The organism is Staphylococcus sp. SUC_1.2, from assembly GCF_026222585.1.
In genome coordinates this window covers 1-18,737 of record NZ_JANJPM010000018.1, presented here as the reverse complement: position 1 = coordinate 18,737, position 18,737 = coordinate 1, and the positions used below count along the sequence as shown (strand labels likewise).

The window sequence follows — 18,737 nt, the reverse complement described above, 5'->3', positions numbered from 1 at the left end:
TAGTAACTTAATGAGTAGGTTACATATAAAATTAAAATATTCATTTTATAATGTTAATAATTATTTTACAGCAAAAATAATTATTAATAAATTCAATGAATTACTTACTACTTTTTCTTTGATTTTGGCTAATCATTTCTTTTGCATTTTCTCTAGTTAATTCAGTAACACTAGCACCAGAAATCATTCGTGCGATTTCATCAATTTTATCATCATTTTCTAATTCTTTAACTTGAGTTGTTGTGCGATCATCATTGGATGCTTTACTAATTAATAAATGATGATCACTCATAGATGCAACTTGTGGTAAGTGCGAAATACATATTACTTGAATATATTCAGCTATATCTCTCATTTTTTCAGCCATTTTTTGAGCAGCTTGTCCTGACACTCCTGAATCTACCTCATCAAATAAAATTGCAGTTTGTCCCCTTGATTGTACAAAAATACTTTTTAAAGCGAGCATAATACGAGATAGTTCACCGCCAGATGCAATTTTATTTAAACTTTTGAGTGGTTCACCTTTATTCGGACTGATTAAAAACTCTACAAATTCTATACCATCAATTGTTGGTTTATCTAATAATTGGAATGAGATTTCTAAATTAGCATCTTTCATTTGTAAATTTTGTATTTCAGAAACGATATGGTCTCTTAATGTTCGAGCTACTGTGCGACGCTCTTTAGATAACAATTTGCCTTTTGACATCACTTCATCATATAATTGACTAATTTCCTCACGTAATTGTGATGTACTTTCTTCATAATTTTCGATTTTGTCTATTTCATTTTGAAGCTTATCTTTGTAAGTAATTAATTCATTAATGTCTTTGCCATATTTCCTTTTAAGATTGTTTAATAAATTCATTCGAGATTCTAGCTCATTTAGCATTTGCTCATCAAATTCAGTGTTTGACATTTCATCATATAACTCGTGCTTAGCATCTTCAAGCGTGTAATAAAATTGATCAATATCCTCTTTTAATTTACTAAATTTATCAGGCAAAATATCATCTATGGATTGTAAATGATTACTTAATTCATATAGTCTATCTGTAATTGCATGCTCATCAGTCAAAGTGACATGCGCATTATTAAGCGCCATGCTTAGTTTTTCGGAATTTTGAATTCTACGTATATCGACTTCTAATTGCTCAATTTCGCCCTCTTTTAAAGAAGCTTCTTCTAATTCTTCATATTGAAATTTCATTAAATCCAAACGTTGAAGTAATGCTTGGTCGGCAGACTCTAATTCTTCTAATTCCTTTGTTTTACTTTTATACTGATTAAACACATTTTTATATTTTTCTTTAGTTGATAAATACTTGTCTTCTGCATAATCATCTAATAATTTTAAATGATACTTTTGTTTAAGAAGTGTCTGTGTTTCATGTTGACCATGAATATCTAATAGTTCTTGCATAACTTTTCGCAAATCTTGAAGCGTAACAATTTGATTATTCAACCTACAAATACTTTTACCAGTGCTAAATATTTCTCTTTTTACTAATAAGAAGTCCTCGTCGATCTCTATATCAAGGTTATGAAGTATATGAATAACATCTTTACTTTCATCTATATCAAATATGCCTTCAATAATCGCTTTCTTTTCACCATGTCGAACATAATCTGATGATGCACGCATTCCAATTAACTGGCCAATCGCATCTATGATGATTGATTTACCTGAACCCGTTTCACCACTTAGAACTGTTAATCCATCTGAAAAATGAATTTCTAATTCATCAATAATTGCAAATTGTTTTATTGATAAGGTTTGTAACATGAATTCATCGCATCCTTATAATAAATTGAAAATTCTTGTTTTAATTGTATTACTTGCGTCTTCATCTTTACAAATTAAAAGGCAAGTATCATCACCACATATAGTACCGAGAACTTCATCCCAATCGATTTGGTCTAAAATAGCGCCGATAGATTGAGCGTTACCAGGTAAGGTTTTTAACACAAGTAGATTACCTGTACCTTCTATATTTACAAATGAGTCCATGAGATAACGACCCAATTTTTCTAATGGATGGTATTTTCGATCATTAGGCAAGCTATATACATACTGACCTGATGGTGCAGGAACTTTGATTAATTGTAATTCTTTAATATCACGTGATACGGTAGCTTGCGTAACATTAAGGTCGTATTCATTAAGACGTTTTACTAGTTCGTCTTGAGTTTCTATTTGTTCGCTTGAGATAATTTCTCTAATCTTTATGTGTCTCACAGATTTTTTTGCCATTATGAACACTCCTAGTTTCGAATAATTATACAATGATTTTAACACATCATTTTTTTTACTACTACTATTGTTATTATGCATACGTAACTGATAACTCAATAATCGTAAATTGTTTTATTTAAATACTAATAGGTACAATTAGTTAATTTGTATTGTAAAAATGTATAAACAAATAAATAAATATGTAAATTAAAATTATGATATAAATGTATTGCCTCAATTTAAAATAGTGTACTAAAACACCCTTCAACGCCAGTTTTTAAACAGTAGCTTTGAAGGGTTAATACTAATGATAATTAATGATCACGTGTGTAGAAAAGCTCAACGATATCTAATAGAGGTTTAATATCATAGTGTGAAGAAAGTTGTTCTATTGATTTTATGGCAGCATCTTTATGGAAATTTAATTTATCTTCAGCTCCATCTTTACCTAATAAAGAAACATACGTACTTTTGTGATTTTCGATGTCACTACCAACTTTTTTTCCTAATTTAGATTCATCACCATATACGTCGAGCAAATCATCTTTAATTTGGAACATCAAACCCATATGATTACTAAAATCTTCAAGAGCTTGTGATGTAGACTTATCTACTTTAGCAATATCAGCTGCACTTAATACTGCGAATTGAAGTAATGCTCCTGTTTTAGCTTTATGTATCTGTTCAAGCGTATCCAAATCAACAGGTTTATCTTCACTTTGCATGTCTAATGTTTGTCCTCCGACCATGCCTAAGTGACCACTATTATGCGCTAATCTGGAAAGTATTTTAACTTTAACGTCAGATTCTAATAATTCATCATCAGCAATGATTTCAAATGCCTTAGTTAGTAGTGCATCACCTGCTAAAATAGCTTTCCATTCACCATAGACTTTGTGATTGGTAAGTTTACCACGACGGTAATCATCATTATCCATCGCAGGAAGATCATCATGAATTAAAGAATACGTGTGAATCATTTCCAATGCCAATGCAGTTTTTTTACCTTTTTTATAATCTTGATTTAATACATCTAATGTTAAAAATACAAGAAGTGGTCTTATTCTTTTACCACCCGCATTGAGAGAATATTGCATACTTTCTTCTAGATTCGTATTTAGTGGTGAAGTTTCGATTACACCGTCAAGAGCGCTATTAATTTGATTAATTAATTCATTCATTGACTTCTTTGCCATTTTCTTCATCCTCTGCTTCATCTTTAATAAGTTGATTGACTTTCTTTTCAGCATCTTTAAGTGTTGCATCACATGTTGCTGAAAGTTTCATACCACGTTGATATAACTCTAATGATTCTTCTAATGATACAGTCTCATTATCTAACTTTTGAACGATATTTTCTAATTCTTGCATCATTTCTTCAAAACTTTGTTGATCTTTACTCATGTTCACACCTAACCTTTTTAACGATGGCATCTACGTTACCATCTTTCATTGCTAATGTAATTTCATCATCTTTACTTAAATCCTGTGTACTTGTAATGACTTTATCATCTTTATTAATAATAGAATAGCCTCTCAACATAGTATTAGTAGGACTTAAATTATTTAATAGTTCAACTTTATTTTTGAGCTCTAATTTATTATTATGAATGTTTTTCATTGTTAGATTTGATAAACGATTTTTAACATTCATTAGTTGCCTTTTATTTTGTAATATAGTTTGATTTAATGTTTTTACATTAAAATTCTGATGAAGAACTTTTAATTGATATTTTTTATTCTCAATTTTGGATAATAATAATTGAGTTAGTTGTCTTTCTAAGTCATCTTTGCGTTGTATCTGTTGATCGTATAATAATGAGGGTTGTTTAAACTTATAATAAGATGCTAAATGATCTAGTTGTTTATATTGTTTTTCAAGATACTGTTTAATATACCTTGATAATGAAAATTGGTATTGCTTAATTTGTTGCATCAATTCATACTGATCTGGAGTCGCCATAACTGCAGCTTGTGTTGGTGTTGCTGCTCTGACATCTGCTACGAAATCACTGAGAGTAAAATCGGTTTCATGTCCAACAGCTGAAATAATGGGTGTTTGACACTCAAAAATCGCTTTAACAACATCTTCTTCATTAAAGTTCCATAAATCTTCTATAGATCCACCACCACGGCCTACAATAATAGTATCAACGCCAAGTGAATCAGCATATTTAATATTTTTTATAATATCCTCTTTGGCTTGTGTACCTTGTACTAAAGTACTTATTTGGATTTTTTCGGCCAAAGGATATCTACTATTTATTGTAGATTGAATATCTCTAATTGCGGCACCAGTACTAGCAGTTAAGATTGCGATTTTTTTAGGGAATCGAGGAATAGGCTTTTTATGTTCATTATTAAAAAAGCCTTCTTTTTTTAATTTTTGCTTTAATTGTTCTAACTTTTGATACAAGTTCCCTATACCATCTAATTCCATTTTATTCACATAAATTTGATAATTTCCACGTCGTTCATATACTGAAACACGTGCTTCTAAAAGGACTTCATCACCTTCTTTTGGCTCAAAAGTAAGCTGGTTCGCATTACCTTTAAACATCATTGCACTTATCACACTATCCTTATCTTTAACGTTGAAATAAAGATGTCCACTTGAATGTTTTTTAAAGTTAGAAAGCTCACCTTTTAGTAAGATAGATTGCAAATGTGGGTCCTGATCAAATTTATATTTAATATATTTCGTTAAAGTTGTAACGCTTAAGTATTCAGACATTGTCATCACTCAAATTAATTATTTTATGTTACTCAACACACCATTTATAAATTTATAATGCTCATCGTCGCTAAATTGCTTTGCTAATTCTACAGCTTCATTAATGATTACTTTTGGTGGTGTATCACTATGCAATAATTCAAATGTAGCCATTCGTAATATTATTCGGTCTGTTTTTAATAAACGTTGAAGTGACCAATCTTTAAGATGTGGCTTAATAGTATCATCTAGAACTGGCTCATGATCTTTAACACCTGTTACTAACCAATGTATAAAATCAAAGTCTAATTCAGGCTCATCATCTTTTATGAAATTAATGGCTTCATTGATTGTTAATTCTGTGTCTTTCATTTCTAACTGAAACAAAGTTTGAAATGCTTGCATTCTTGATTCTTTACGACTCATAAATAACTCCTTGTTAAATGTAATCTATATATTATTCGACAGTAATATGCATGATGTGAACGTTAATTTCTTTTGGCTCAATAGCAGTCATTGTTTTAATTGAGTTGAAAATAGATGTTTGAATTTTACTTGCAAATTTTGAAATATTTATACCGTGCTTAATAGAGCAATATACATCAATTTGAATGCCATCTTCTTTAACATCAATTTTTAAATTTCTATTGAGGTTTTTACGACTTATTTTTTCAATGTTACTATTTTTCAATTCTGAAAAATGTCCAGTTACCCCTTCTACCTCTGAAACAGCTATACTTGCAACTACAGAAATAACTTCAGGTGCAATTTCAATTTTACCTAAGTTTGAATTTGAATAATCTGCTACTTTAACCATTTGGTTTAACCTCCTACTCCTCGTCATCCATAATATTATATTGTTCTAAGAAGTTAGTATTAAAAGATCCACTTCTAAATATATCATTATTCATAAGTTTTAAATGGAAAGGAATTGTTGTATCGATTCCTAAAATTAAATACTCACTTAATGCTCTAAGACCAGTCATAATTGCTTCATCACGCGTTGGTTCATGAACAATGAGTTTAGCTACCATAGAATCATAATATGGAGGAATTGTATAATTTGTATAACAAGCTGATTCAATTCTTACACCATATCCGCCTGGAGCTAGGTATTGTGTGATTTTACCAGGAGATGGCATGAAGTTCTTATATGGATTTTCAGCATTTATACGGTATTCTATTGCATGACCATTGATAGTAATATCTTCTTGAGTGTATGGGAGTGCTTCACCCATCGCAACTTTTAGTTGTAATTTTACTAAATCAATGCCAGTAACCATTTCAGTGACAGGATGTTCAACTTGAATACGTGTATTCATTTCCATAAAATAAAATTGATTATCATTTAAATCATATATAAATTCAATAGTACCTGCATTTTCATAATTAACTGCTTTTGCAGCTCTTATAGCTGCATTACCCATCTCTTCACGTTGTTCATCAGATAAAATAGGAGATGGAGATTCTTCGACTAACTTTTGCATGCGTCTTTGAATCGTACAATCTCTTTCTCCGAGATGAATGACATTTCCATGTTGATCTCCAATAATTTGAATTTCAATGTGACGGAAGTTCTCAATAAATTTTTCAAGGTAAAGACCGCCATTACCAAAAGCAGTTTCTGCTTCTTGTTGAGTCATACGATAGCCATTCTCAAGCTCTTTCTCTGTTCTAGCCACTCGTATACCTTTTCCACCACCACCTGCAGTAGCTTTAATAATTACTGGATATCCAATTTCTTTAGCAATTTGTTTTGCATCCGAAATGGTTGTAACTAGCCCATCACTACCTGGAACAACTGGGACATTAGCTGCAATCATTTCTGCTTTTGCAATGTCTTTGATGCCCATTTTTTGGATAGACTCATAGCTAGGACCGATAAATTTCAATTGGCATGCTTCACACAGCTCTGCAAAATCACCATTCTCAGCTAAAAAGCCATAACCTGGATGAATACCATCACAACCAGTTGAAGTCGCAATTGATAATATATTTGGAATGTTCAAATAAGAATCTTTAGACTGAGTTGGACCAACGCAATATGCTTCATCAGCAATTTGAGTATGTAACGCGTCTTTGTCTCCCTCAGAATAAATGGCAACAGTTTGTATGCCTAAATCATGACAAGCTCTAATGATTCTAACCGCAATTTCTCCACGATTAGCGATTAAGATTTTTTTCATTATTTCACCTTAAATAACGGTTGGCCATACTCTACCATTTGTCCGTCTTCTACTAATATTTCAACTATTTCTCCAGAAACTTCAGCTTGTATTTCATTAAATAATTTCATTGCTTCTAAGATGCACACTGTAGATTCATTGGTAACTTTATCTCCGACTTGAACATATGCATCTTCTTCTGGAGATGGCGATTTATAAAATGTACCCACCATAGGTGCATTGATTGTTTGATATGATGAATCATCTTTATCGATTTGATCATTATTTTGTGGAACAGGTGATTCTGTTGCACTTTGATTTGGTGTTGCCATCGTTGATGTTGCTGGTGCTAATGGTGCTTGTTGTGTATATTGTGGTGTGATTATTTCTGTCTCTTTCTGTTTTTTTAGGTTGACTACACTACCTTTGTTATCTTCAATATTAATTTCAGTTAAACTTGATTGATCAAGAATTTCGATTAATTCTTTTATTTCTTTAAAATTCATAAGTTACTGACTCCTCGAATTAGTTTTCATCTACCAATCTATTTTACTTGACTGAACTTGCCAATTCAAGCATGTGTCATTTTAGGGAATTACATCTTACTATTTAATGCTTATTATTATTGATAAATGGACTTTTGTAATTTATATAAAATAATGATTTAGATATTAAAAAAAGTCTTTCCAATTAGTAATTAGAAAGACTTTAGCTACTGTTAACTAAGCTCTTGAGATATAGCTTCCGTCGCTAGTGTTGATAACTAATACATCACCTTCATTAACGAATAAAGGTACATTTAAAGTATAACCTGTTTCAACTGTAGCTGATTTAGTTGCTCCAGTGGCAGTATCACCTTTGATACCTGGCTCAGTTTCAGTAACTTCTAATTCAACAGTTTTAGGTAGTTCAACTCCGATTGTTTCACCTTCATATGATTGGATTTGAACTTCCATGTTAGCTTTTAAATATTTTAATTCATCTTTTAAATAATCAGCTGATAATTCAGTTTGATCAAACGTCTCATTATCCATGAATACATGATTATCTCCATCAGCATATAAATATTGCATACGACGATTTTCAATCATTGCTTGTTCAACTTTTTCCCCAGCTCTAAATGTCTTCTCTTGAATTGCACCTGTTCTTAAATTACGTAATTTAGAACGTACAAATGCAGAACCTTTACCTGGTTTTACATGTTGGAAATCGATAACTTTCCAAATGCCATTATCTACTGAAATTGTTAAACCTGTTTTAAAATCATTAACCGAAATCATTCAGTTTCCTCCTCAAATATGCGCTTTCTATAAAATAATAAGGTCTTTTGTACATTTAGTAAAGACTTCACAACCATTTTCAGTTATTAAAATATCATCTTCTATACGTACGCCACCAAGACCATCAACATAAATACCTGGTTCAATAGTAACACAATTATTTACTTGTATTATACCCTTTGCATTTTTAGATAATAATGGTCCTTCATGAATGTCTAATCCAATTCCATGTCCAAGAGAGTGACCGAATGCCTCCCGATAACCATGAGATTCAATATAGTCTCTTGATAACGCGTCAGCCTCAGCTACAGTCATTCCAGCTTTTATTTCGTTGATTGCTTTAATTTGGGAATTGAGAACAATGTTATAAATATCTTTCATCTTAGAGTCAGGTTCCCCTATAGCAAATGTTCTTGTTATATCAGAGCAATATCCTCTATAGTATGCCCCAAAATCAAGCGTAATCATATCGCCTTGCTCTATGACTTTATCACTTGCTACACCATGAGGTAAAGCGCCTCTATAACCAGATGCTACAATTGTGTCAAATGAAGGGCCATCTGCGCCTAATTCTAACATTTTAGCTTCTAATTTACTTTTTAATTCTCTTTCAGTCATTCCAACCTTTGCAATATCTAATACATAGTTATATGTATCATCAACTATTTTAGCAGCGTATTTAATCTTTTCTATCTCTTCGGGTGTCTTTATTTCTCTGATTTTTTCAATCTCATTTCCAATAGAGATTAATTTAGCTTTCGATTGATCTAATGTTTGGTATGTATCATAACTCACTAAGTGTCCTTCAAAACCAACATGATTAAATTGTTCATGATTAATAATTTCTACAATCGCTTCAATTAAACCACCACTGCGTTTGATGATGTTAAATTTAGTTGCTTGATTAGTTGCTTGTTCAATATATCGAAAATCAGTAATTAATTGATAGTTATTTTTTGAAATTATTAATGCACCACTTGTACCAGTGAAATCTGATAAATATCTACGATTATAATCTGATAAAATAACTAAAGCATCCAATTGTTGAACATCTAGTAAGTCTTGAACTTTTGCTAATTTATTCATACAAATCACTCCTAGTATAACGTTTGTACATTTGCTCTATTTACATTAAAATAATAGCATAATTATTTTAGAAATAAAGAGATTTTGGTTTAGGGAGATTTTAATGAAAAAATTAATCGTTATTATTGGAGCTTCATGTTTATTGGTTGGTTGTGGCTCTCAAAATTTAGGACCATTGGAAGATAAGACAACCAAATTAAGAGATCAAAACCATAACTTGAAGTTAGATATTCAACAGCTAAATCAAGATATAAGTAATCAAAAAGCACAAGTTGAGGCTCTTAATAAAGATAAAAAAAATGTTTCCAAAACAGTTGATAATAATAAAGAAGCTAAATTTTTAGATGCTTCGTCTAAATATTATCAAGATATTACTAAAGTTATTAGTAATTATAATCAGTTGGATTTGTCTAAAAATAAGAAAGAAGACAAAAAGCAAAATCTTGAAAAATTAAATACTATTGCTAATGGTATTGATGATGCTTATGGTAAGTATAAGGGTGCCGTGACTAAAAAAGATTTATCTAGTGCAAATAAAAATGAAGATAAAAATATTAGACAAATTAACAAAGAGTTACAATCGGCATTTAAAGATATTAAGAGCGGATATGAAAATAATAATACGAATAAGTTGAATAAAGGCAAGACTAAACTATCTCAAGTGAACATGTCTAACAATTCATAATAGGAGTTTTTGATTTGAAAAATATATTGTTTTATTTAGTAATTTTAATTGCTGCAATTGGCTTGATTTTGAATTTAAATGTATTTATGATGTCTTTTGCTAAAACGATTTTCACCTTTTTAATCATTGCGTTAATTATTTATTTAATATACTATTTCTTTTTCTTAACTGAAGATCAACGTAAATATAGAAGAGCAGCAAGAAAATATAAAAAGAGAAATAGAAAATAAAAAAAATCATAGGATGACCAAATATTAGCCATCCTATGATTTTTTATTTTTTATATAACCATTCATCAGAACGATATTTTTCTTCTAATTCTTTTACTTCTTTTATTTGTTCATCTGATAAAGTAAGTGGTTTGAATTCTATGTTTAACCCCTTTTTAAATCCTTCTTCAAATGCTTTTTCCATTTCTTCAATTGATATATGTCTATCAGAAATATCATTAATCGCTACAGCTTTATCAACAAACGCTTTTTTCATCTTATCTTTTAGACGATCATTTTTAAAAATGAACATATCGAAAAGCTCATCAACGTTAACATCTTGTAATAAGGAACCATGTTGTAAAATAACGCCTTTTTGTCTAGTTTGAGCGCTTCCTGCAATTTTTCTACCTTCAACAACTAATTCATACCAACTAGGTGCATCAAAACAAACAGCACTTCGAGGTTGTTTTAATTTTTCTCGTTCTTCTTTGGAACGTGGAATCGCAAAATATGCTTCAAAACCTAATAATTTAAATCCTTCAAGTAATCCTTCTGAAATGACACGATATGCTTCAGTTACGGTAGAAGGCATATTAGGATGTTCTTCCGAAACAATAACACTATATGTTAATTCTTTATCATGAAGAACCCCTCTACCACCAGTTTGTCTTCTTACTAATCCAAATCCTTTTTCATTAACTTTATCAATGTCAATTTCTTTCTTTAATCTTTGAAAATACCCTACAGATAACGTTGCAGGATTCCAAGTGTAAAATCTGACAACAGGGTCAATTTCCCCTCTTGATACGAAGTTTAAGAGTGCTTCATCCATTGCCATATTATAATATGGATCATGGCTTCCTGTATTTATAAAATTCCATGTCTCTGTCATAAAATAATCTCCAATCACAACATATAATTATCTATAGAAAAATATTAAATTTTACATATAAATCTTTGATAAAAATAGCCAATAAAAAATTTTGATAAATTTAGCTAACAGCCTTATAATTATAATATCGGTTAATTAGGGAGGATGCAATATGAATGTATCTTTGATTATAGCTTTAGCTATTATAGTCATAATTATTTTATATATGCTTGGAAATTGGTTTATGAATAAACGAGCAGTCACTGAACTTGAGCAGAATGAATTTCACAAAGGTTTAAGAAAAGCTCAAGTGATTGATGTTCGTGAGAAAGTAGACTATGATTACGGACATATTAATGGCGCTCGTAACATTCCAATATCAATGTTTAGTCAAAGATATCAAGGTTTACGTAAAGATCAACCTATTTATCTTTGTGATGCAAACGGTGTCGCAGGGTATCGTGCAGCACGTATCCTTAAAAAAAATGGCTATAAAGATATTTATATGTTAAAAGGTGGATACAAAAAATGGACAGGTAAGATTAAAACTAAAAAATAATCTCTTGTCTGCTTACTAACTCTTAAAGATGTTCTTTAAGAGTTTTTTAATTATTTATGTGAAAATCATTTAGAAACGTTTTCTAAAAATAGAATAAACATAAAATATTTCACTTAAGTTTAAAATAGGGAAGACCCTGTAATCAATTAAATTGGTTACAGGGTCAAAGTTTTAAATTATTCTTTTTCTTCATGTAGATTATCAAATTTTAAAACAGGTTTACGCGCTGCGGTAGTTTCATCTAATCTATCAATTATTGTACTATGTGGTGCTTCTAATACTTTATCTGGATCATTTTTAGCTTCTTCAGCAATTTGAATCATAGCATCGATAAAGTAATCTAACGTTTCTTTAGATTCTGTTTCAGTTGGTTCAATCATCATACCTTCCTCAACGTTAAGTGGGAAATAAATTGTTGGTGGATGAACACCAAAGTCTAATAAACGTTTTGCCATATCTAAGGTACGGACTCCATGTTCTTTTTGTTTAGAACCACTTAATACGAATTCATGTTTACAATATTGCTCATATGGAATTTCATAGTGGTCTTTTAAGCTAGCTTTAATATAATTAGCATTAAGAACTGCTGCTTCAGAAACCTCTCTTAAACCTTCAGCACCCATAGTTCTTATATATGTGTATGCTCTTAAGTAAATACCAAAATTACCGTAGAATGGTTTTACACGTCCAATTGAGTTTTTAATATCATTATCGTATTTAAAAGTATCTCCATCTTTGATTACCATTGGTTTTGGTAAATAACTAGCTAATTCTTTTTTTACACCAACTGGACCTGAACCTGGACCACCGCCACCGTGAGGACCAGTGAATGTTTTGTGTAAGTTTAAATGAACCGCATCAAATCCCATATCTCCAGGACGTACTTTATCCATAATGGCATTTAAGTTTGCACCGTCATAGTATAATAATCCGCCTGCTTCATGTACAATTTCACGGATTTCCATGATGTTTTTCTCGAAAATACCTAAAGTGTTAGGATTAGTTAACATAATTGCAGCAGTATTTTCATTAACAACGCGTTTTAAGTCTTCAATATCAACTTCACCACGTTCATTTGATTTAACTGTAACAGCTTTAAAACCAGCAAACGACGCAGATGCAGGGTTTGTACCATGAGCTGAGTCAGGAACAATAACTTCATCACGATGACCTTCACCATTATCTAAGTGATACGCTTTGAAAATCATTAAAGCAGTCCACTCACCATGAGCACCTGCAGCTGGTTGTAATGTAACTTCATCCATACCAGTAATTTCTTTAAGTTCTTCTTGTAAACTATACACAATTTCTAAAGAACCTTGAACTTGCTCTTCTTCTTGTAAAGGATGTGACTCTGCAAATCCAGGTATGCGAGCAACTTTTTCATTGATTTTAGGATTATATTTCATAGTACATGATCCGAGTGGATAAAACCCTGAATCTACACCAAAGTTTTTATTTGATAATTCAGTATAATGACGAACTAAATCTAATTCTGCAACTTCAGGAAACTCTGCTTTATTTTTACGAATAAATTTATCATCAAGAATACTTTCAACTGAATCTGTTTTTATATCGCTTTGAGGTAATGAGTATGCATATCTACCTTCTCTAGATCTTTCAAAAATTAATGGACTTGACTTACTTACTACCATTTAGCTCACCAGCTTTCTTAACAAATGTATCAATTTCATCTTTAGTTCTTAATTCAGTAACAGCAATTAACATATGATTTTCGAAATCTGCTGAGGCTTCACCTAAATCAAAGCCTCCAATAAATCCATGTTCTGCTAATTTTTTATTTATATCTTTGATTGGTTGATCGAATTTGACAACAAATTCATTGAATGAAGTACCATCAAGCACTTCAAAACCATTGTCTTTAAATTGATTTTTAGCATAATTTGCGTGTTCTAAGTTTTGAACTGCAATGTCGTAAATACCTTGTTTACCAAGAGCTGACATAGCAATTGATGATGCAAGTGCGTTTAATGCTTGGTTTGAACAGATATTAGAAGTGGCTTTATCACGACGAATATGTTGTTCACGGGCTTGTAAAGTTAGAACGAATCCACGGTTACCTTCATCATCTTGTGTTTGTCCTACTAATCTACCAGGCACTTTACGCATTAATTTTTTTGTAGTTGCGAAATAACCACAGTGTGGTCCACCAAATTGTGTTGGTATACCAAATGGTTGTGTGTCTCCTACTACAATATCAGCACCAAATGAACCTGGAGGTGTCAATAGGCCTAATGCTAATGGATTAGCATAAACGATAAATAATGCTTTTTTGCCTTCAATAAATGATTGGATTTTTTCTAAGTCTTCCACTGAACCATAGAAGTTAGGATATTGAACTGCTACTGCAGCAGTTTCATCGTCTACAGCCTGTTCTAATTTTTCTAAGTCTGTAATTGTTCCATCTAAATCAACTTCAACAATTTCAAATTCTTCTCTAACTTTAACGTAAGTTTTTAACACTTGAAGTGCTTGATAATGAAGACCTTTAGATACTACAATTTTATTTTTCTTAGTATGATTGAATGCTAAGATACAAGCTTCAGCAAAACTAGTAATACCATCATACATAGATGAGTTAGCTACATCCATATCTGTTAATTCACAAATCAATGTTTGGAATTCAAAAATCGCTTGTAATTCACCTTGTGAAATTTCTGGTTGATACGGTGTATATGCTGTATAGAATTCAGAACGTGAAATCATTGCATCTACAATAGCTGGAGCATAATGGTCATAAACGCCAGCACCTAGGAAAGATGCATGAGTTTCTTTAGTTACGTTTTTATTTGCAACTGTATTAAGTCTTCTTAATAAAGAAGTTTCAGCTTCACCACTAGCAATATTTAAATCTCTATTTAATAAAATATCTTTAGGCACATCTCCGAACAATTCATTAATTGAACTTGCGCCAATTTTATCTAGCATTTCTTTTTTATCTTTTTCAGTTAATGGTATATAACGATGACTCACAATACACACCCCTTAATTATTTTTCAATTTGGTTTTTCTTAACAATTTTAGCTTTAAGCTGTCTTTTACGTACTTGAACTAATAATTCACGTCCCATTTCAAATTCATCTCGCTTAATAATTGCCATAGCGATTGATTTACCTGAAGATGGTGCTTGTGTTCCTGAAGTAACTTCCCCAATTTCATTACCATCAAGGTCTAAAACAGGATAACCAGTTCTTGCAATACCTTTATCAAGTAACTCTAAGCCAACAGTTCTACGTTCTGAACCATTTTCTTTTTGGTCTTTTAACACTGATTTACCGATGAAGTCTTCTTCAATCAGTGGTTTAGCAGCAAAAGCAATTCCGCCTTCATATGGTGTGATAGATTCTGTTAAATCTTGACCATGTAATGGTAGGCCAGCTTCTAATCTTAATGTATCACGTGCACCGAGACCGCATGGAACTACATTATGTTCAATGAAGCCGTTCCAAATGTCTACTGTGTCTTTTGCTTCACAATAGATTTCAAATCCGTCTTCACCTGTATAACCAGATTGAGATAAGATAACATTTTTTCCAAATAGAGTAACGTTTTGTTGGAAATCAAATGGTTTCATTTCACTTACATCTATATCAACTAACCCGCTTACCAAATCTCTTGCTTTAGGACCTTGAACAGCTAACTGACCGAATTGATTAGATACATTTGATACTTCAACATCAAATTTAGGTGCATGTTTTTGTACCCAAGCAAAATCTTTATCTGTATTTGCAGCGTTAACAATTAATAGATAATCATTGTCGCCAATTTTGTATGTTACTAAGTCATCAATAATACCGCCTTCTTCGTTACATAAAGCAGTATATTGAGCTTTAGTATCAGTAAGGTTGTTAGTATCGTTTGAAAGTAAGTATTGGACAAATTTACTTGCATCATTGCCTTTTATAGAGATTTCTCCCATATGGCTTACATCGAACATACCTACTTCATATCTAACAGCATTATGTTCTTCTTTGATACTTGTAAATTGAACAGGCATTGCCCATCCACCGAATTCTACTATTTTTGCACCACTGTCAACATAATTTTGATACAATGGTGTTTTTTTTAATTCGCTTGTCATTAGAAAACCCCCTATAATTTTTATAAAAAACAGAGTAGCAAATAGCTACCCTGTTTATACACTTAATCCAGGAATGCGTAGCAGTATTATCCTTTTGCCTGAGAGTTTAGTAGTTAACTTGCACCTTCGGCGATAAAAATCATTGTACTTAAATTTAAGTACAATATTTTTATTCTCTCTAATACTGATCAACCGCAAGTAAGATAATTTATAATCTCATTATAAATTTCTCTGATTGTTTTATCACTATTCACTTTCATGAATGCGATTTCATTATATCTTGAAATCCTTGATAAATACAAGTTATTTAACTGTTTTTTGGATTTATCAATTGCATTTGGTCTATGTTTGTCGTTTGTTACTCTCTTAACGATGACATCTATGTCACAATCTAGCCAAAAAATGTATTTATACTGTTTCAAATAATTTAGTGATTCAATATATTCGATAACGCCACCACCTGTTGCAATAACATCGTATTTTTTTGTGCATTCAGTTAAATAGTTATATTCTATCTTCCTAAAACCGATTTCTCCAACTTCTTCAAAGATTTCTGGTATTGTTTTATTTTCCTTTATTTCTATGTATACATCTAAATCTATGAAACTTAATTGTTTTTCTAATGATAAGTATTCTCCAATAGTACTTTTACCTGTGCCCATAAAGCCGATAAGAATTATTGGCGAATTTTTTTTGTTCAATAGCATCACCCTTTTTCAAATAGTTGATTTATCTTCAAATCATAATAACTATTAATGTTATGAATTGTCTTCAATTTTAAACTATATTGAGTTGTATAAAAAGAGATGATTGATAAATATATGATAAATATGAGCATAGTATATATGCTTATAAAACCTTTATAATTATAAGTAAAGTGATTTGTCATAGTAATTCTCCCTACTTCCAATCCTTAGAAACACTCCTATAATTCCTTTATGATTGGAAATGAACTTCGCATTTAAAACATTATTTAGTAGTGTAATATTTCCTCTATTGTTACTTACAAAAATAATTTTATGATTTTGATATTTAATGAAACTATTTTGATTTTGTTGTTTGAGTAAAATTGAATGTTCATCAATTAATTTTAAAGATATTGCTTTAGAATTGGTCATTTTATTAAGGTCCAATTGAAAAAATGAATATTCTAATTGGTCAAATTCATAGGCCGCACTTAAGTAAGTATCAGTCAAACGAAATAGATGGGGTATTATAGTTAAAATAATTATAGTAATTAATAAGGATATTAGCATTTCTATAAATGTAAATCCTTTAGTTACTGAGCTGAACACAGACCTTATTCTTAGATAAACTATTATTATTGCATATCGTATTTTTATAAATTTTAATTTCATATTTTCCTATAGTTATCCCCTTCTTTAATTCTTTAATACTATAATGTTTTTGGCTTGTGATAATAGCACTTTTCATATCTAAAATTTCGTATTGATTACGTAAATTGAAATTTAATTGTTGTAATAGAGGTAAGAATATTAAAGTAATAAAAGTTAGAATCAAAAAGCCTAATAAACTATCAATTAATAAACTTCCCCTAATTTGATAATTTAACAAATCTTATCCTTCCTTTATCAATGTTAAAAATTACTCTGTAAATATTCTCTTTAGCTTTCAAAATGATTGATCCAAAACGATTGATTTTACCTTCATTATTGAATGTTATGGTGTGTACTTTTGCAACTGAAATAATTTTAGTGCCAAATAATCCTAATTTGTATTTATTTCCATTTTGTTCAATAATATTCATTTCTGTGGCTTGTTTGCTAAATACAATTGTAATTGATTGGTTCTCAGCGATTGCTTTTGATTTTATATACTCTAATTGGGTGATAATATTTTTTACTTTTAATTCACTTTCGATTAAATCTAATTTAGTTTTTGTATAAATGCTTGGGGAAATCATAATAATTATTATTAAAATTAATAAGGTAAGCAATGTTTCAAGAAGAGTAAACGCATTAATTTTACTAGTTCGCAATAGCCTCACCATTAGATATTGTAATTGTTTCTCCCGATCTGCATTGTTTTTGTCCTTCTTTTATAAGGCCATCATTTATAAGATCATTTATATTAGAAGGTGTTCGATTATGTTTTAATGTATATGCTTCTATTTGACTATTTATCATTTTGACTTGAGCTTCACAACCTGTGGACTGGATATGAGCTGTTTGTTTTGCAATGTTTGGAATAATTAATATTAGTAATACGCTGATAATTAGTAATACTAATAACATTTCTATTAGAGTAAAGGCTTTTAACTTTTTTAAATTTTCAAAGTGATTCTTCATATTAAACTCCTTATCATTTAATATTTTGCATTAACTGAAACATTGGTAACATAATTACTAAATACAAACTAACAATGAACAAGCCTAGAAACAGAAAAATAATTGGTTGAATGATTTTTGTATGAAGAAGTGATTTTTCTTTAAATCTATTAATTAAAATACTTGAGTAAATTTTAAGTTCTATATCTAATTTGGCACTTTTTTCTCCCTGCTTTATAAATTTAATTAAGTCTTTTTGAAAACACGGCATCATAGCTAAACTATTTGCTAAAGTTTCACCTCTATTAGTTTTATCCATTAAAAATTCTCCTAGAAACCTTAAATATTCATTATCATTTTGTTTAATATATGTTGTAACAATGTCCTGTAAACTTACGCCATTTTTATAAAATAGACTTAAATCATTAGATATTTGATAAGTTTTAAAAATTTTATAATAGCTATTAAACAAAGGTATTGATGATAAAATAATTATTTTTTTAGAAGTTTCTATTCGTAATAATACTATGGTTAAAATTA

General features: G+C 30.4%; 23 protein-coding genes and 1 riboswitch. Of the genes, 3 read left to right on the top strand and 20 right to left on the bottom strand.

The window, feature by feature from the left end:
• Window positions 1-100 precede the first annotated feature (100 nt).
• From recN to NR218_RS07420, 11 genes are all read right to left on the bottom strand, one after another.
• Window positions 101-1,786 (bottom strand): DNA repair protein RecN, encoded by a 1,686-nt coding sequence (recN, locus tag NR218_RS07470; protein ID WP_011275692.1) that lies wholly within the window; start codon window positions 1,784-1,786, stop codon window positions 101-103.
• A gap of 15 nt (window positions 1,787-1,801) precedes the next feature.
• Window positions 1,802-2,254 (bottom strand): transcriptional regulator AhrC/ArgR, encoded by a 453-nt coding sequence (ahrC, locus tag NR218_RS07465; protein WP_011275691.1) that lies wholly within the window; start codon window positions 2,252-2,254, stop codon window positions 1,802-1,804.
• Between the two features lie 296 nt (window positions 2,255-2,550).
• Window positions 2,551-3,432, bottom strand: a complete 882-nt coding sequence (locus NR218_RS07460; RefSeq protein ID WP_011275690.1) for a polyprenyl synthetase family protein — start codon at window positions 3,430-3,432, stop codon at window positions 2,551-2,553.
• Complete coding sequence (locus NR218_RS07455; protein ID WP_011275689.1) at window positions 3,410-3,640, bottom strand: exodeoxyribonuclease VII small subunit; 231 nt, start codon at window positions 3,638-3,640, stop codon at window positions 3,410-3,412. Before NR218_RS07455 ends, NR218_RS07460 begins: the two co-directional genes overlap by 23 nt.
• Window positions 3,633-4,970: an exodeoxyribonuclease VII large subunit gene (gene xseA, locus NR218_RS07450; protein WP_037558207.1), complete on the bottom strand. Its 1,338-nt coding sequence runs from the start codon at window positions 4,968-4,970 to the stop codon at window positions 3,633-3,635. The genes NR218_RS07455 and xseA overlap by 8 nt, the downstream gene beginning before the upstream one ends.
• 18 nt (window positions 4,971-4,988) lie before the next feature.
• Window positions 4,989-5,375, bottom strand: a complete 387-nt coding sequence (nusB, locus tag NR218_RS07445) for a transcription antitermination factor NusB (protein WP_011275687.1) — start codon at window positions 5,373-5,375, stop codon at window positions 4,989-4,991.
• 31 nt (window positions 5,376-5,406) lie between these two features.
• Entirely contained in the window at window positions 5,407-5,766 is a 360-nt protein-coding gene (locus tag NR218_RS07440; protein WP_011275686.1) for an Asp23/Gls24 family envelope stress response protein, read from the bottom strand.
• Window positions 5,767-5,779: 13 nt separating this feature from the next.
• Window positions 5,780-7,135, bottom strand: coding sequence for an acetyl-CoA carboxylase biotin carboxylase subunit (gene accC / locus NR218_RS07435; protein WP_011275685.1), 1,356 nt, complete (start codon window positions 7,133-7,135; stop codon window positions 5,780-5,782).
• Window positions 7,135-7,620 (bottom strand): acetyl-CoA carboxylase biotin carboxyl carrier protein, encoded by a 486-nt coding sequence (gene accB / locus NR218_RS07430; protein ID WP_011275684.1) that lies wholly within the window; start codon window positions 7,618-7,620, stop codon window positions 7,135-7,137. Before accB ends, accC begins: the two co-directional genes overlap by 1 nt.
• 216 nt (window positions 7,621-7,836) lie before the next feature.
• Window positions 7,837-8,394 carry an elongation factor P gene (gene efp, locus NR218_RS07425; RefSeq protein WP_011275683.1) on the bottom strand — a complete coding sequence of 186 codons (558 nt, stop codon included), beginning with the start codon at window positions 8,392-8,394 and terminating at the stop codon, window positions 7,837-7,839.
• A 27-nt stretch (window positions 8,395-8,421) separates the two neighbouring features.
• Window positions 8,422-9,480 (bottom strand): M24 family metallopeptidase, encoded by a 1,059-nt coding sequence (locus NR218_RS07420; RefSeq protein WP_011275682.1) that lies wholly within the window; start codon window positions 9,478-9,480, stop codon window positions 8,422-8,424.
• A gap of 103 nt (window positions 9,481-9,583) precedes the next feature.
• Between NR218_RS07420 and NR218_RS07415 the strand changes: the two genes are divergently transcribed.
• Window positions 9,584-10,165, top strand: a complete 582-nt coding sequence (locus tag NR218_RS07415) for a hypothetical protein (RefSeq protein WP_011275681.1) — start codon at window positions 9,584-9,586, stop codon at window positions 10,163-10,165.
• A 14-nt stretch (window positions 10,166-10,179) separates the two neighbouring features.
• On the top strand, window positions 10,180-10,395 hold the full coding sequence (locus NR218_RS07410) for an SA1362 family protein (protein WP_011275680.1): 216 nt from the start codon (window positions 10,180-10,182) through the stop codon (window positions 10,393-10,395).
• A 43-nt stretch (window positions 10,396-10,438) separates the two neighbouring features.
• Here NR218_RS07410 and NR218_RS07405 read toward each other — a convergent pair whose 3' ends face one another.
• Window positions 10,439-11,269: a lipoate--protein ligase family protein gene (locus NR218_RS07405; RefSeq protein WP_011275679.1), complete on the bottom strand. Its 831-nt coding sequence runs from the start codon at window positions 11,267-11,269 to the stop codon at window positions 10,439-10,441.
• Window positions 11,270-11,420: 151 nt separating this feature from the next.
• On the opposite strand from NR218_RS07405, the gene NR218_RS07400 reads away from it, so the two are divergent.
• Window positions 11,421-11,807 carry a rhodanese-like domain-containing protein gene (locus tag NR218_RS07400; RefSeq protein WP_011275678.1) on the top strand — a complete coding sequence of 129 codons (387 nt, stop codon included), beginning with the start codon at window positions 11,421-11,423 and terminating at the stop codon, window positions 11,805-11,807.
• 176 nt (window positions 11,808-11,983) lie between these two features.
• On the opposite strand, the gene gcvPB is transcribed toward NR218_RS07400, so the two are convergent.
• The 8 genes from gcvPB to NR218_RS07365 all read right to left on the bottom strand — a co-directional run.
• A complete protein-coding gene (gcvPB, locus tag NR218_RS07395; protein WP_037536554.1) occupies window positions 11,984-13,462 on the bottom strand; it encodes an aminomethyl-transferring glycine dehydrogenase subunit GcvPB in 1,479 nt (492 codons plus the stop codon).
• Entirely contained in the window at window positions 13,449-14,801 is a 1,353-nt protein-coding gene (gene gcvPA, locus NR218_RS07390; protein ID WP_037558205.1) for an aminomethyl-transferring glycine dehydrogenase subunit GcvPA, read from the bottom strand. The genes gcvPB and gcvPA overlap by 14 nt, the downstream gene beginning before the upstream one ends.
• Window positions 14,802-14,817: 16 nt before the next feature.
• A complete protein-coding gene (gcvT, locus tag NR218_RS07385) occupies window positions 14,818-15,909 on the bottom strand; it encodes a glycine cleavage system aminomethyltransferase GcvT (RefSeq protein ID WP_011275675.1) in 1,092 nt (363 codons plus the stop codon).
• A 76-nt stretch (window positions 15,910-15,985) separates the two neighbouring features.
• A riboswitch (glycine riboswitch) is annotated at window positions 15,986-16,101 on the bottom strand.
• A complete protein-coding gene (locus tag NR218_RS07380; protein ID WP_037558203.1) occupies window positions 16,098-16,616 on the bottom strand; it encodes a shikimate kinase in 519 nt (172 codons plus the stop codon). It overlaps the preceding riboswitch by 4 nt.
• Window positions 16,617-16,775: 159 nt before the next feature.
• Window positions 16,776-17,267 (bottom strand): prepilin-type N-terminal cleavage/methylation domain-containing protein, encoded by a 492-nt coding sequence (locus tag NR218_RS12735; protein WP_011275673.1) that lies wholly within the window; start codon window positions 17,265-17,267, stop codon window positions 16,776-16,778.
• Window positions 17,268-17,464: 197 nt separating this feature from the next.
• Entirely contained in the window at window positions 17,465-17,833 is a 369-nt protein-coding gene (comGD, locus tag NR218_RS07375) for a competence type IV pilus minor pilin ComGD (protein WP_123955564.1), read from the bottom strand.
• A gap of 64 nt (window positions 17,834-17,897) precedes the next feature.
• Window positions 17,898-18,218 carry a competence type IV pilus major pilin ComGC gene (gene comGC, locus NR218_RS07370; RefSeq protein WP_011275670.1) on the bottom strand — a complete coding sequence of 107 codons (321 nt, stop codon included), beginning with the start codon at window positions 18,216-18,218 and terminating at the stop codon, window positions 17,898-17,900.
• Between the two features lie 13 nt (window positions 18,219-18,231).
• On the bottom strand, window positions 18,232-18,737 hold a 506-nt coding region (locus NR218_RS07365; protein WP_265848481.1), incomplete at its 5' end, for a type II secretion system F family protein.

Excerpts from the sequence above, each read along its gene's own strand:
- xseA (WP_037558207.1), bottom strand. The coding sequence starts at position 4,970 with ATGTCTGAATACTTAAGCGTTACAACTTTAACGAAATATATTAAATAT.
- comGC (WP_011275670.1), bottom strand. The coding sequence starts at position 18,218 with ATGAAGAATCACTTTGAAAATTTAAAAAAGTTAAAAGCCTTTACTCTA.
- NR218_RS07460 (WP_011275690.1), bottom strand. The coding sequence starts at position 3,432 with ATGGCAAAGAAGTCAATGAATGAATTAATTAATCAAATTAATAGCGCT.
- gcvT (WP_011275675.1), bottom strand. The coding sequence starts at position 15,909 with ATGACAAGCGAATTAAAAAAAACACCATTGTATCAAAATTATGTTGAC.
- accC (WP_011275685.1), bottom strand. The coding sequence starts at position 7,135 with ATGAAAAAAATCTTAATCGCTAATCGTGGAGAAATTGCGGTTAGAATC.
- NR218_RS07420 (WP_011275682.1), bottom strand. The coding sequence starts at position 9,480 with ATGAATAAATTAGCAAAAGTTCAAGACTTACTAGATGTTCAACAATTG.
- NR218_RS07400 (WP_011275678.1), top strand. The coding sequence starts at position 11,421 with ATGAATGTATCTTTGATTATAGCTTTAGCTATTATAGTCATAATTATT.
- recN (WP_011275692.1), bottom strand. The coding sequence starts at position 1,786 with ATGTTACAAACCTTATCAATAAAACAATTTGCAATTATTGATGAATTA.
- efp (WP_011275683.1), bottom strand. The coding sequence starts at position 8,394 with ATGATTTCGGTTAATGATTTTAAAACAGGTTTAACAATTTCAGTAGAT.
- NR218_RS07415 (WP_011275681.1), top strand. The coding sequence starts at position 9,584 with ATGAAAAAATTAATCGTTATTATTGGAGCTTCATGTTTATTGGTTGGT.
- accB (WP_011275684.1), bottom strand. The coding sequence starts at position 7,620 with ATGAATTTTAAAGAAATAAAAGAATTAATCGAAATTCTTGATCAATCA.
- NR218_RS07405 (WP_011275679.1), bottom strand. The coding sequence starts at position 11,269 with ATGACAGAGACATGGAATTTTATAAATACAGGAAGCCATGATCCATAT.
- nusB (WP_011275687.1), bottom strand. The coding sequence starts at position 5,375 with ATGAGTCGTAAAGAATCAAGAATGCAAGCATTTCAAACTTTGTTTCAG.
- NR218_RS07455 (WP_011275689.1), bottom strand. The coding sequence starts at position 3,640 with ATGAGTAAAGATCAACAAAGTTTTGAAGAAATGATGCAAGAATTAGAA.
- NR218_RS07380 (WP_037558203.1), bottom strand. The coding sequence starts at position 16,616 with ATGCTATTGAACAAAAAAAATTCGCCAATAATTCTTATCGGCTTTATG.
- NR218_RS07440 (WP_011275686.1), bottom strand. The coding sequence starts at position 5,766 with ATGGTTAAAGTAGCAGATTATTCAAATTCAAACTTAGGTAAAATTGAA.
- ahrC (WP_011275691.1), bottom strand. The coding sequence starts at position 2,254 with ATGGCAAAAAAATCTGTGAGACACATAAAGATTAGAGAAATTATCTCA.
- gcvPB (WP_037536554.1), bottom strand. The coding sequence starts at position 13,462 with ATGGTAGTAAGTAAGTCAAGTCCATTAATTTTTGAAAGATCTAGAGAA.
- comGD (WP_123955564.1), bottom strand. The coding sequence starts at position 17,833 with ATGATTTCCCCAAGCATTTATACAAAAACTAAATTAGATTTAATCGAA.
- NR218_RS12735 (WP_011275673.1), bottom strand. The coding sequence starts at position 17,267 with ATGAAATTAAAATTTATAAAAATACGATATGCAATAATAATAGTTTAT.